A 13786-nucleotide genomic window follows, 5' to 3' on the forward strand; every position below is an offset into this window, starting at 1 on the left:
CAGCGCATGGACGCCCTCTACGAACAGGTGCGCCTCCTGGTCAACTTCTTCTTACCCTCCATGAAGCTTCTCGAGAAGACCCGAGAGGGCGCCAGGGTCAGGAAGACCTATGATACACCCCGGACTCCCTATCAGCGAGTGTTGGCTTCGCCGGATGTCTCCCAAGAGGATAAGGATCGGCTCACCGCTGTCTACGACACCCTCAACCCGGCCGAGATCACCAGGAACATCAAGAAACTACAGGCCGAATTGCGATCACGTAAAGTAAGATTCCTAAATGAGGCAACCAAGACCCCAAAGTAAGATTCTTAGATGATGCAATACGGCCCGGTTCGAATCCTCGCGACCTGCGCCCACTCCGACCCAGCATTCCGGCGCCCGTTTCAGAGAGCGTGCCTGAGGATGACCCACACGGCGACGGTGACGCTTGGAGCAGGCCCGCCGGGAAACGGGACCAAACCCGGCACGTGGGAAGTAGTTGGTTCGAGGGTCGGTCGGCTATCATCCTCGCTATAGCGGGCAGGAGACGTCGAAGTCTCGATGGAATGGTCCGCCGTCGACCGTTGAAAGCTGCCCGCCGTCTCGGCGCGGGTCGCCACTGTGCCGGAAAGGACACTCTGATGCGTACTCGTCCGGTCCGCGTTTTCAGCGTGTTCACGCTCCTCACCCTGGCCCTCCTCGCGTCCGTGCCGGCGTACGGGGAGATGACCACCGTGCTGGTCACCGCAAAGACGGACGGCTCGGCTCCGCCTTACGGTGGTGACTACCCGGCCGTCAGCTCGGACGGCCGATGTGTGGCCTTCATGTCCGGGTCCGACGAGCTTCCGCCCGGAGCGGGCAATGGATACGCGCAGTTCTACCGCCGCGACGTGCTCACCGGCACGACAGTCCGCGTGAGCGTGTCCAGTTCGGGCGCCATGGCGAACTACAACCCCTACAACTGGTACCAGCCGGAGATCAGCGCGGACGGCTCGCGGGTGGAATTTAGCACAATGGCCACAAACGTCGTGCCGGACGCGGCAAACTGGACCGATGTCTTCATGCGAGACGTGAATGCCGGGACGACTTCGTGGGTCAGCGTGAACAGCAGCGGGGTTCAGGGTAACCGGAACAGCGATTTTCCGGCCATCAGCGCCAACGGACGCTACGTGGCCTTCTCGTCCACGTCGTTCAACCTGGCGCCCGGCACCGAGGATAACATCGAGAACGTGTTTCTTCGCGACACGACGGGCGGCACGACCGTGAGGGCAAGCATCGCCGAGTCCGGCGCGCAGCCGAAGGCGGACTGCTCATATCCAAGCGTGAATAACAATGGCGATGTGGTGGCGTTCGTATCGCGGGCCAACAATCTCGTGGCCAACGATGCGAATACCTGTGACGACGTGTTCGTCCGCTACCTCTCCACCAACCACACCATCTGCGTGAGCGTTGACACCATCGGCACCCCCGCTAACTCCACAAGCAGTATGCCGGTCCTTACCCCCAACGGCCGATACGTAGCGTTTGTTTCCGCCGCCTCGAATATCCTGCCGGGAGCGACCGCCGGATTCTTCCAGGTCTACGTTCGCGATCTTCAGAACGGTACCGTCACACGGGCCAGCGTAGCCACGGACGGTACCATCGGCGCGCGTGGGGGTACCAGCCCCTCCATTTGCGACGATGGGCGATACGTGGCGTTCACATCGCAGTCGGCTAACCTTGTCGCTGGGGACACCGATGGCGCCAACGATTACTTCGTCCGGGATATGGTGGCGCAGACGACCACCCGGGTGAGCGTGGCATACGATGGTGCGCAGTCCAACGGCGACGTTTGGCGGGCCGCCATGAGTGGGGAGGGACAGTGCTTCGCGTTCGCGTCCGAGGCGACGAATCTCATCCCGGGCGGATCCAGCGGGCGCCAGATCTTCCTTCGGAAGGCTGCGTCGAATCCCCCGTATGTTCCATCAGATGTGGCCAGCGCCGCGAAGGCGATCGCGGGCCTCACCGTGCTGTCGGCGTCGGACAGCGCTCGCCTGAACGTGGTGGACCCGGCAACGAGCGGCGTCGATCTTCGCGACGCCGTGCGCATCATGCGCAAGGCAGCGGGACTTGACGCGAACCCGTAGCATCCTGAACCCGACGCTCAGCGGCGAGACACTGGGCAGCGCCGAGGCGATCACCAGCTTAGTTGCAGAAGGGTGACGCTCTGGCGGGGCAGCGTCACGTCCACGTCCACCTGTCCGTCCTGAACGGAGAGCCATTCCGGCGAGCCTTCCGCCGTCAGTTGGCCGGCGGCGCGGAGGGTCTCCACCTGTGCTGGAGTGGGCGTCTGGGGCGATCCCATGTCCTTCCAGACGGTGAAGGCGTTGCTGTGCTGTTCATCGATGGCGTACTTCCGGACCAGAACCCGCTTCGGGGACGACGTTATCTCGTTGACCGCCAGGCGAACACTCGCGGCAGGCCCTGCCACGTCATCGTCGTGGTAGTGCCAGAGCAGGACGGAGATATCGCGATCGGTTCCCGATGCCAGGCCGGATATGTCCGGTCTCTCTCTCGCTCCGGTTTTCAGCAGGGATTCCGCGCCAATGGCGCCGGTGCTGTCCAGTTGGAGTCGCTGACCGCGCATCAGGCCGAGCATCCGGAAGAGGTTGAGGATCGGCTTGTCGATGCCGTTCGTCGCCAGTGTACGGTATCCTTCGAAGTACGGCTGCCCTTCGAACTCGAAGGCCCAGGTCACGCTTCCCATGAGGTTCGCGTGGGTGCGCCGCGCGAGGTCGTACGTGCCGGCCAGCACGGCCGCGGTGTACGCCGGGTACTGGCTGCCGTTGCGGTAGCCGTTCTGGGGGAACCGCTTGGCCGAGTAGGCCGCCCCGCCCTCCGGATCGGACTCGCCCAAGATGATCGGCGTCTTCCGGTACTCCGGGAAGGAGGTCACAATCTCGAAACCACGGGCGATCGACTCCAGTTGGTGAGCGATGCCCATTCGCACGTGGCCGTCCACCATCGCCGTGTCGCCTTTCGGGTGGAATCCGACGTAATCCAGCGGGGAGCCGGTCTTTCCGGTGGCGTAGTTGGTACCGTGGGCGCAGTGATCGAGGAAGCGCCGGAGGAAATCGGCCGCGTGGGGGTAACGCGGCCCAGTTGAGTGCGGCCCCCCGATGCGCGCTGCGGGGAGCGCCCGCTTCACTGCGTCCGCCGAGTAATCGTAGAGCTTGAAGTATTCCTCCGGGGTGCCCTGCCAGTACGCGATGTCCGGCTCGTTCCAAACCTCCCAGAGCCACGTAGCGACGGCCTTCTCCCCGTATCGGTCCACGCAATGGCGCACCCAGTGGTAGACAAGGTCCGCCCATTTGCCGTAGTCCTTCGGCGGGTAGCCCCAGCCGGCCCATATCTCGCCGTCCGGGAAATGGTGCCGATAGGGTTCGGGCTTGACCGAGAGAGCCTCTGGCATGAAGCCGATCTCGACAAGGGGAACAACGCCGGTTTCCCGGAAGGTGTCGAAAATGCGGTCCAAAATCGTCCAGTCGTATACCGGCCGACCCGCGAGATCCTCAGTATAGGCGTTGGTGGAGCCCCACTTGAGAGAAGCGGTTCCGTCTCCCGACGTCAGAAGGTTGTGGGTCCGGATGTAAACCGGCACCGGACTGAGAGCGGACAGCTCCTTCAGCAGCGCGCGGCCGTGTTCCATCGTCGTGTAGTTCGGCTCGTCATACCCGAAATAGGCCCACGCGGGCTCCAGCGGGCCGAGCGACTTAGAGGCATCGACCTTCATCGTCACCGCGAGGTTCCCCTCCTTCACATCCGGCTCCTTCCCCCATGCCGACGCCGACATCAGCGTCACGGCCGCTGTCAGCAGTCGTGGCAGTGCGTTCGTTCGATGCTTCATGGCACTTTCGTTCCTTCGGAAACACGCGTCCGGGATTCGTTGGATATGGTGTGTCGGCAGGGCGCCAAGAGGCAAAGCCCGGGTCTTGGGCCGGGCGACAATGATGCGGGCACGGCTCTCATTAGCGCCGCGCCGGGCCCTGTATTGGATCGCCGGGGCCGCACCCGCTTACACGAGGTTGCTCACCATGGCGACAAGCTGTTCGCCGCTTGTCGCCGCCAGCTCAATGCATTCCTTCTGATCGTCGTTGAGCGGACCCATGTCCGGCACGGACCGGATGCCCGCCATGAATGCCGTCAGCGGTTGCTGGATGTCTTCCACGATCAGCTTCGTGAGGTCGTCTCGAACCTGCTGAAGTTCCTTAAGGAGGGAGTGGTTTCTCTGGAGCTCCTTATACAGGCGCAGTTCCGAATCGCGAAGGCGCTTCTTTTCCAGGGACGCGCCGACGCGGGCCTCCAGCAGGACGGTATTGAACGGCTTTGGAAGATAGTCGTCTGCGCCAAGCTGGATGCAACGGACCACGCTCTCGAGGTCATCCAGGGCGGACACCATGATGACGGGGATATGCCGGAGCGATTCCTCGGCCTTCATCCTGGACAGAACGTCAAAGCCGTTCATGTCCGGCATGATGATGTCGAGAAGCACGAGGTCAAAGGGGGTTTCGGCAAGTTCCCGCAGGGCTTCCTCGCCGCTTTCCGCAGCGACGACCAAATGGCCTTGCCGCTCCAGGCGCCGTCCCAGAATCTCGCGGTTGCTGGCTTCGTCGTCCACTACCAGCACACAGGCGGACTGTCCAATCGTTTCCGCCTCTCCCGTTCGGTCGTGTTCGGTCGTTCTGGGAAGCGCGGATCGGAGCGAAATCTCCTGCGCTGTTGGGCTTCCGGGGGTCGCGAGGTCGAGGGTCTCGCCGACAAGTTTCTGCAGGCGCTTGCCCGCCGCGTTGACCTTCCTGAGATCGCGGGCGAGATCGGCGTTGGCGGCGGCTTCGGCGTCTTCGATGAGGAGGTCCGTGAACCCGATGATCTGGTTCAGGGGCGTCCTCATCTCGTGGCGGAGCTGGGTGAAGGTGAGGCTCGGTGACGGCGAGGCAAGCGGATTAGCGCGGTGCAAGGACGAATTCCCAGCCGCTTCCGTTGTGGCGGATCCGCCGGATTCCGCATTGATCGTTTTCATTGTTTGGCTCCTGTACTCAGCAGGCACTCTATCTTCTGAAGCAGGCGGGGCAGCTCGATCGGCTTGATGTCGTAGTCATCGCATCCTGCCTCAAGCGCCCGCTCGCGATCGCCGGTCATCGCGTGTGCGGTGAGCGCGATGATGGGGAGGCGCCGCGTCTCGGTGTCCGCCTTGATTCGGCGAGTGGCCTCCAGGCCGTCGACGTCGGGCAGGCTGATATCCATCAGAACGACGTCCGGCGATGCCGTCCTCGCCATGGCAATCGCCTGTTCACCATCCTCCGCCTCGGCGACCTCATAGCCGCGCCTGGCCAGTCGACGGGACAGCATCTCACGATTGTCTTCGTTATCTTCCACTAACAGGATTTTGGGCATTTGTATCCCCTCCCGCTTCACAAGCGGCAACGCTCTAGGCGGCTGTTGCGCTCTCTGCTGCGATGGCGCCTGCGCAGGTGATCAGGCGCCGTACCTCAGCCAGCAGCTGCTCGCGGCCGTAGGCGTCCTTTCGCAGAATGCGCTCCACCGATTCGCTGAGGCGCTTCCTCTCGTCGGGCGTGATATCCCTGGCTGTCACAACGATGACAGGAATACTCCGCCACTCCGGGCTGGCATGCAGGTGCGAAGCCAGTTCGAACCCGTCCATGACCGGCATGATCAGATCGAGCAGGATCACCGACGGGCGATTTCCGGCGAGCCAATGGAGAGCGGTATTTCCGTTGTCCGCTTCCTCCACCCGGTATCCGTCGCTCACGAGCCACTGCTCCATTTGTCTTCGGGCGAGCGGATCGTCGTCGACGACCAGCACTGGCTGCTCCGTCCGGTGCAGGCCGAGCCGCCGCAGCGCCGCTGACAGGCGGTCGCGGTCGAGCGGTTTGGTGAGGAAGTCCGACGCGCCGAGGGCATATCCGAGATCGGTGTTGTCCAGCATGGTCAGCATGATGACCGGGATGTGCGCGAGATCGGGGTCGGCCTTGAGTGCGGTAAGGACGGCCCAGCCGTCCATATTGGGCATGAGGACGTCGAGCGTGATCACCGAGGGATGAAGCCGGCGGGCTGCTTCGAGCCCTCTTACGCCATCCGGCGCGGCTTCGCCGCGGTACCCTTCGCGGTCGAGGAACCGCACGAGCAGGTCGCGGATGGCGGGGTCGTCGTCAATCACCAGAGCGACAGGACGTGGTGGCCCGGAAATCGAATCCGCGGCGCTTTCGTTTCCGCGTTCCGCGGTGGGCTCCGCAACGGGCGGCGTGCTGTCGGGGGGCACATCGTGGGGGATGCTCGCCGGGAGGCGGATGGTGAATGTTGACCCTTCCCCGGGGCGGCTCTCAACCGAGATGTCGCCGCCCATCATCTCGCAGAAACTTCGTGTGATGGCCAGCCCGAGGCCGGTGCCACCGTATTTGCGTGTAGTGGAAGCGTCGGCCTGCGCAAACGGCTGAAAAAGACGCTCGATCTGATCGGGCCGGATGCCGATGCCGGTATCGGCGACCGCGAACACCAGAAGATCGCCGGTGGACGCCATCTGCCGGCTTGCCTCGAGCGTGATCTTGCCTTCCTTTGTGAACTTGGCGGCATTGCTGAGAAGGTTGAGAAGCGACTGTCGAAGCCTCGTCACATCCGCGTGCATCTGTCCCAGGTCGGCGGGTGCGACCACATCGAGGCTGTTTCCGTTGTTCTGGACCAGCGGATCGACCGTGGTGACGATCTCTTCGATAAGCGGCGCCACATCGAACGTCTCCGGGCAAAGCGTGATTTTTCGCGCTTCGATCTTTGATAGGTCGAGGACGTCGTTGATGAGCGTCATGAGGTGTCTGCCTGCGGCCGTGATCTTTTTCAGGTCCGGCAAGATGCCGTTGTCACCGGCATCGGCGGCCTCCTCCTGCAGCATCTCGCTGTAGCCGATAATTGCGTTCAGCGGTGTCCGCAGTTCGTGGCTCATGTTGGCGAGGAATTCGCTCTTGGCCTGGCTCGCGGACAAGACGGTCTGCCGCGACTCGCTCAGCTCCTCGTTCAGGCGCTTCAGCTCTGCTTCACGCGCCTGGATATGGTCCAGCATTTCATTGAAGCACACGAACAGGTCGCTGATCTCATCGCTGCCGTGGCCGCGCGCCCGGATGGTGAAATCCTGTGTGGCGGAGACCTGCTTCGCCGTCCTGGCCAGCGACAGTATACGCCGCGAGATCATCCGCTGAAGCCTCGCCGCCATAGGCATCACCGCGAAAAACGAGATGACGATGACGGCCGCGATAGCCCCGCCATACCTTGCGAGCGTGACCGACACGTCCTTCTCGTTGCGCACGATCTCTATATAACCGATTGGGGTGGGGTCAACGTTGCTGCGAGTGATTGCGAGGCGCATGTGGAAGTGCCCCGCTTTCCAGGAGCCCCCTTCCACGGGCAGGGCAGGCGGGGGAATCCGCTTCTCGCGTTTGGCGTAGAACGAAGCGAAGAGGTTGCCCTGGGTATCGTAAACCCCGATGAACTCGACGGACTCACGTCGGCGGATCGCGTACAAGTAAGACGAGACCGCTTCGCGGTCATTGCGGATGAAGGGATCCCGGCACAGCTCGGCCAGAATGGCTCCGAGCGCGTTGATGTCGCGGGTGGCATATTGGCGGACGCTGAAGTAGGTGACGACGACGAAGAGTATCGAGGCGATCAGCAAGGCGGGCGTGCTGGTCAACATGGCGATCAGTACGAGTTTCCTCTGAATCGACGTGCCCCGGAAGCCAATCACCGCTCACCACCTTCAGAACAGGGCGGACAACAGGATTGCATATCTCGCGCAACGCCGGCGCCTTCCGGAGGACTCGGCCCCGCGGATGCCGGAGCATCTGGCGATGCGACCCGACCGGAAGCAAGCCAATCTTACACCGTCCAACCAGAACGGTCAAGCGGACAGACATGCCTTGGGTCTTAACTGATATGAGGCGAGGGCTTCAGGTGATGGATACGGAATGATTAGGCTCGCGAAGGCGCGGGTAGACATAGTCCTGTCCATATCTGGCGGCGTCTGCCAACGCGATGGCGCCCCTCATCATCGCTCGCGTGCCATCAGGATCGCGGGTCGCCTGCCAGAAGGATTCATCAGGGCTGCCCCTCGTCGGGGTGGCCTATTTGGATAAGGAGAGCAGAATGGTTAGTTCGATTTGCCGGCTGGTCCGCGGACCGGCGCTCCTCCTCGCCGCATTAACGTTGGGTGCTTCATCCGGGTTCGCGGGAAACCTATCGTATCACGGCGGGCGCGTACTGCATCACCCGCGCGTGCACATGCTCTACTGGCATGATAACTGGGATGGAATACACACCGATCCGCTGTTCAAACGCGCCAACATAGACGCCTGGGTCCAGTCTTTTATGTCCGGCAATTTTTGGGACACTGCCGGTCAGTACAACGTTCATAGCGGCAGCCTTCAGACTTCCAACGGCCCCAGCATCCTCACCCTCGTGACAGACCCGGGTTCGACAACGAACTCGTTATTTATCCACCTCTGGCTGACCGCCGAAGTCGAGATTCCCGGCACCGGCGTGCCGTACCCGTGCGATGACGACGACGTCTACGTCGTGCTGATTCCAAAGGGCACCCAGATCGACAACATTTTCAACCATACCTGCGACAGCTTCGGGGCGTATCATCTCTTCGCCCCCATCGTGATTCCTCCGTTCGCCTGCGACCTGGACCCATTGCCCAAAGGACAGACCGCGCCCTATGTGGTCATCCCCGTGGACTGCGCGACCAAGGCGCCGGGCCCGAACGGCTTCTATAACGATTTCGACGGTCTGACGGCCCTGCTGAGCCACGAGATCGTTGAGGCGGCAACCGACCCCCTGGACACGTTTATCACGAGCATCCCCGTGATAGGTGATATCTTCCAGTTCATTGCCAGCATCACCGGGGGAGGCCCCGGATGGTATGACGACTCCTTGCCCATCGGTGATCTGTTTACCAAGGCCGAAGCCGCCGACAAGTGCGAGTTTTCGCCATTCAAGCCGGATGTGTGGCTCAACGATTCCATCGTTTCCGCCTATTGGTCCAATACGGACGGGACGGCGGCGGCAGGGCCGGGGATCGTGACGACGTTCGGCCTCGCGCAGACCGGCGTCCCAGGCGGGATCGCCGTGCCCGTGAGTTTCGACAACCGCGCCCCCGAGGTCGGAATCGGCGGACCGTTCAGCATTCAGGTGGCGACCAACACACAGCACTCGTACACATTCCCGACTCCGGTAAACGGAGCCACCGGGGTGCGTTACGTGACGAGTGAGCCACCGGCCACGGTGACCGTCACAGGGCCGTTTTCAAAGACGGCGACCTACACGGCGCAGTACAACCTTACGGTTTCCACCAATCCGGCGGCCGCAGCGGTGGGCAATTCCACGCTTACGCCTTCGGGATTCTACGATGCCGGTCCATTCACGATCCACGCGGACAAGGATGTCAGCGCCGGATCGGGATCCAGGTTTGACTTCAGTTCGTGGTCAGGCGGCATTTCGTCGATCACCCCTGACTATTCGTTCAACCTGAGCGCGCCAATGAACGCTGTGGCGAACTACGCGCTGCAGCGCCTGATCGACTTCCAGCAGGCGGGCATCCCGGCCGCCGTGCCCTGGCAGATCACCGTCGGCGCTACGCCTCACGCAGGCCCATACTCCGAATGGTTCAACGACGGCTCCGCGGTCAACTACTCCTACCAGACTCCTGTCCCGGACCTTGCGCCGGGAACCCGGTACGTCCTTACGGGCAGCGCGCCGCCCAGCGGGTTCGCCGCCAATGCGCCGACAACCGTGATCGGCACGTACAAGACGCAGCACCTGCTGACCATCAATACGACCGGACTTGGCGCCAACCTGACCAATCTGTTCAATAACGGAACCCATATCGGGACCGCGAGTGACGTTGCTCCGTACTCCGACTGGTACGACCATGGGACTCCGCTGGGTTTGACCGCCGACCTGCTGGTAAACGGGGCCGGCGGCATCGAGTACTTCTTCCAGAACCTGTCTCCCGTGCCGCCGGCGACGCTGCTTGCGCCATTCGCCACGACGGCCAAATACGAGACGATGGACCAACTCATCCAGGACGCCCTCAACAGCGGGGGCATTTCGGGCCCAGGTTCAAACGGCATCGGCAACGCTCTGAGCCAGAAGTGGGCGGCGGTCACACACGATCTGGCCGCGCCGAACTACAATGCGGCGCTGGGCAGCATTAAGGGGTTCATCGCGCTACTGCAGGCTCAGTCGGGCAGCAAAATCACTCCGGCCCTGGCGAAAACCCTGGAACTCGACGCTCTGATGGTGTTCCACTCCGCGCTCTGCAAAGGGGTTGCTTCCGGTGACATCAACACCACGAAGGCCGCTATGGAGTACGCGTGGTACAGCAGTCTCGTAACCAGTCTGGGAGGGGTTGTCCTTCCGGCGTGCTGATTTGCTGGCTTGAACCCGGCCTCCGGGTTCAGTTGTGAGCAGGGCCTCCGGGTGAGGTGCACATGGGCGTGCGCTGCATCTGGAGGCCCTGCCGCGAGTAAAGCGTTCTGCACGGGCCGCAAACAACACGGCGTCAAGCCCGGATTGGGCTCGACGCCGTGCAGGCGCCTTACGATGGAGCCGCTCTCCATCAGGAGGTTATTTGAGCACCGTAGTGATGGTGATGCTGTGCTGCGCGTTCGGCGCCATATCGCCAAGTGGCAGGGTAAAGTAGCCCGAACCGACCGTGATGGTGGCAGGCTTGCCGTCCAGCATAGCGCTTGCTGCGTTGAGGGTGACTTGCGCGGGGATGGCCTGCTTGAGAACCACGCCCGTCATGGGGCGGGAGGTGGGGTTAATGACGACGACCGTGTACACGATGGGCTCTCCGGGTTTGGCATTCTGCCTGGAGGGCGTCATGGAAATGGTGAGGCTGCCGCCGGGCAGTTGGGCCGGGTTCACCGGGATGTCGATCTGCGCCACGGTTGTGGCGCCCTTGTCGTCCTGGGCGATGGCCGCGACGCGCCAGGTGCCAACGGAAGGGGGTGTGAACGTGATCTTGGCGGAGCCCGCACCGTTGTTCTCCCACGTGGAGGGGAGCACACTACCGGCCGAGTCTGAAACGGCCGCTGAAATGCTGGTAACGGTGTCATCCGGATCGCTGTAGCTGATGGAAACGGGGATGGCGGTTCCGGGGCTTCCTGTCAGGTTCTGCGGAAGTGTGATGACGGGAGGCATATTGGGCACCGATGCTCCACCCGTTCCCGGGACGGCGCCCGCTGTCGGGCGTCCCGCCTCTTCATAGGCTGTCCATCCGGGGCCGCAATCCACGGTGATGTTGGCCAGCGGCACTCCCAAACCGACGGCGTCGCTGCCGTTCACCGGCTTGAAGTTGCCATTGAGTGGATCGGTGAGGGTGTGGGTGCCTTCGCTGAACTTGCTGTCCGGATCGTGTGTCCACGGCAGGAGTACGCTGTGGGTGGAATGGAGGTATGCGGCCAAGTCGGTTGGATTGGCCTGATACGCCGGCCAATTGTATCCGGACCGAACATCCTTCCCCATCTGCCAGTCATTCCAGGTGTGGCTGACACGCATGTATCCAATTTCGCCCTGTTTCGGGGAGACTCGGCCCAGAGCCACGCAGTTGGAGGTGCCGTACCCTGGGAAGACGTCGGCCATCCGTTTGGCATAGTACCGGTTGCCGTTGAAGATGTGCGGGTATCCCAGGGTGCCGTCGCCCCATTCCACGGGGTAGGCGTCACAGGCGATGTAGTTGTTGTAGATGTACGTGTTATAGCTGGCGCCGCTGGCGCTGATGCCGGTGAGAACCGTTCCTGTTGGATTGTCGTTCACGCTGAAGTCGGTGTTGTTGGCGCAGAGCTTGTAGCCGGTGTCGCCGGGATCGTCATTGCCGAACTTGGTCATGTGCTGCTTGTACCCGGAGAACTGGTACTCCCCACGGCCAACCCAGGTATTACGCAGAAAGTACTGCGGTCCGCCGGTAAGCGGTGCGACGGACCAGCCGTCATAACAAATGGACATTCTGTTTCGCGTGGCGGCCACGCACACAGCCCAGGTTTCCATTTCGAGACAATCGTCGGTGATCTGCTGGAACGCGTTGTTGTCTATTTCCCACGCCTCTGAGTGCGCGGACTGGGTTGCGTCATACACCGGAGCCTGACCGGCATTGGTCTGGGGAGTAGTGCCCGAAGTAACGCCGTTGTTCATGCCAATGAAAGTGTTGTCTAGAACGGAAATCCCGAAGCCCCGCAGCATGATGGCATAGCCTTCCTCCTGCGACGTCTTCATGTGGTTCCAGAGCGTCCCGCGCCATTCGCCGGTAGTTGTGTTCCTCTCGGGGCAGAGGCCGCGTTCCAGGAAGCGATTGCCCTTGATGACGATGTTTTGCTTGACAGAGCTAAAAGCTGTCCGGTTTCCCAGGCAGGTGCCGAGGCCCTTGAACTCGCAGCCCTCGATGATGACGTTGGTTGCGTTGTCCATATGCAGCCCGCCGAACAGCGCCCAGCCATCGCCGGGGCCCCGGAAGTACTGAATCTTCAGTCCTTCTACACGCACGTACTGGGTGGAGGAGAGGTCCAGCGGAGATTTCAGCACGGGAATCTTCATATACACGGTGTTGGGGTCAATACCGTTCTGAAGATGCACATACAGGAAGCCATCTTGGGCGCTGAACGCCCCCTCATTTGGCGTGCCTGTGGCTCGTTCGTTGAGGGTGGCGATGCCATTGGTCGGGATTGGATTGAACTGCTCGTCCGCCGATGTGCGGCCGGGCGACACGTCCGAGAGGCGAAACCCGTCCGTGCCGGGCGACTTCTCAAAGAAGACCATCATCGGCTTCGGGCGCAGGGCTGTTCCGGCGGCGAAATTCACATTAGGATTGGCGGGATCGTAGTATTGAACCACAGTGCGGTAGATGTTCTGGGATGCGGGGACGGTTGAGCTCGTATACCGGACCCATTTGCCCGCGTTGACGACATCATAATCAGCGTCCGACCCGTCGAAAACCACATCGTGACCGGCCTTGGTCTGAAGGGTCAGCCAACCGTCCGATGTGCCCTTGTAAGTGAAGGGTAAGCTACCCGTTTCATAGTACGAGGCGATCGGTTTTCGGATGACGGTGCGAACCCCCATGGCGGTACCGGCGATCTCGATGACCTTGTTGGTCTGTGGCGTCGTGTCCGAGCCAAGGGCTGCTTTGATAGCGGCAGAAATGTTCGGAGTGTCCTTCGTTATCGTCACCGTCGCAGTGGTGCCATGCGGAACCGTGGTCGTCAGCGTTGTGAACGTCCCTGTGAAGACGGTAGATGGATACCCGGCGCCCTCGAACCGGACACGGTACTCGTATGTCTTGCCTTCTTCAAGGCCGAAGAGCATCGTGGCCATTCGTGGGTCAACGACCTCCGCCGGAACGCGGAAGCGGTCTGACTGGACGCGGACGAAGTCCTGGGCGCGTTTCCACGCGGTTGTGCCGGGGACCCGCCACTCCAGGATCGCCCATCGTCCGACCTCCATCCATGGTGCGGGGGCCGTACCGGAGTAGAGATTCGGGGCGACTTCGTCCAGGCGGAACCAGAATGCCGCGGATCGCGCCAGCGGCGTCACCAGTACCTTCGACGTGTCGGCCAGTGCCGGTGCGGCGATAACCGCGATGGACAGCCATATGGCGCGCAACGCGCCTGCATTTATGCGAAACATGTTCCGGAGTCCTACCTCTCGCTGAATCACGCCGCGGCTACGGGGCGTGAAAGTCTGCACTCCGGCCTTCGCTGCA

The 13786-nt window shown here is 62.1% G+C and carries 8 protein-coding genes; 3 read left to right on the forward strand and 5 right to left on the reverse strand.

Going from position 1 to position 13786, the window contains the following annotated elements:
* On the forward strand, positions 1 to 303 hold a 303-nt coding region (locus VGM51_12470), incomplete at its 5' end, for a transposase (protein HEY3413848.1).
* A 317-nt stretch (positions 304 to 620) separates the two neighbouring features.
* On the forward strand, positions 621 to 2105 hold the full coding sequence (locus VGM51_12475; GenBank protein ID HEY3413849.1) for a hypothetical protein: 1485 nt from the start codon (positions 621 to 623) through the stop codon (positions 2103 to 2105).
* A 50-nt stretch (positions 2106 to 2155) separates the two neighbouring features.
* Here the strand turns inward: VGM51_12475 and VGM51_12480 are convergent, their stop codons facing one another.
* The 4 genes from VGM51_12480 to VGM51_12495 all read right to left on the reverse strand — a co-directional run bounded on the left by VGM51_12480 (position 2156) and on the right by VGM51_12495 (position 7771).
* The gene (locus tag VGM51_12480) at positions 2156 to 3865 is read right to left on the reverse strand and encodes a beta-xylosidase (protein HEY3413850.1); all 1710 of its coding nucleotides are present in this window, start codon (positions 3863 to 3865) and stop codon (positions 2156 to 2158) included.
* Positions 3866 to 4033: 168 nt separating this feature from the next.
* Positions 4034 to 5038 (reverse strand): response regulator, encoded by a 1005-nt coding sequence (locus VGM51_12485; protein HEY3413851.1) that lies wholly within the window; start codon positions 5036 to 5038, stop codon positions 4034 to 4036.
* The gene (locus VGM51_12490; GenBank protein HEY3413852.1) at positions 5035 to 5412 is read right to left on the reverse strand and encodes a response regulator; all 378 of its coding nucleotides are present in this window, start codon (positions 5410 to 5412) and stop codon (positions 5035 to 5037) included. Before VGM51_12490 ends, VGM51_12485 begins: the two co-directional genes overlap by 4 nt.
* Before the next feature lie 34 nt (positions 5413 to 5446).
* Positions 5447 to 7771 (reverse strand): response regulator, encoded by a 2325-nt coding sequence (locus VGM51_12495; GenBank protein HEY3413853.1) that lies wholly within the window; start codon positions 7769 to 7771, stop codon positions 5447 to 5449.
* Positions 7772 to 8169: 398 nt separating this feature from the next.
* Between VGM51_12495 and VGM51_12500 the strand changes: the two genes are divergently transcribed.
* Positions 8170 to 10455 (forward strand): hypothetical protein, encoded by a 2286-nt coding sequence (locus VGM51_12500; GenBank protein ID HEY3413854.1) that lies wholly within the window; start codon positions 8170 to 8172, stop codon positions 10453 to 10455.
* Between the two features lie 198 nt (positions 10456 to 10653).
* Here the strand turns inward: VGM51_12500 and VGM51_12505 are convergent, their stop codons facing one another.
* On the reverse strand, positions 10654 to 13710 hold the full coding sequence (locus tag VGM51_12505; GenBank protein HEY3413855.1) for a hypothetical protein: 3057 nt from the start codon (positions 13708 to 13710) through the stop codon (positions 10654 to 10656).
* Positions 13711 to 13786: the final 76 nt, after the last annotated feature.

The organism is Armatimonadota bacterium (assembly GCA_036504095.1).
Classification (GTDB): Bacteria; Armatimonadota; DTGP01; order JAKQQT01; family JAKQQT01; genus DASXUL01.

What these genes read in the sequence shown, in the direction of transcription:
- VGM51_12475 (HEY3413849.1), top strand. Translation starts at nt 621, where the DNA reads ATGCGTACTCGTCCGGTCCGCGTTTTCAGCGTGTTCACGCTCCTCACC.
- VGM51_12480 (HEY3413850.1), bottom strand. Translation starts at nt 3,865, where the DNA reads ATGAAGCATCGAACGAACGCACTGCCACGACTGCTGACAGCGGCCGTG.
- VGM51_12485 (HEY3413851.1), bottom strand. Translation starts at nt 5,038, where the DNA reads ATGAAAACGATCAATGCGGAATCCGGCGGATCCGCCACAACGGAAGCG.
- VGM51_12490 (HEY3413852.1), bottom strand. Translation starts at nt 5,412, where the DNA reads ATGCCCAAAATCCTGTTAGTGGAAGATAACGAAGACAATCGTGAGATG.
- VGM51_12500 (HEY3413854.1), top strand. Translation starts at nt 8,170, where the DNA reads ATGGTTAGTTCGATTTGCCGGCTGGTCCGCGGACCGGCGCTCCTCCTC.
- VGM51_12505 (HEY3413855.1), bottom strand. Translation starts at nt 13,710, where the DNA reads ATGTTTCGCATAAATGCAGGCGCGTTGCGCGCCATATGGCTGTCCATC.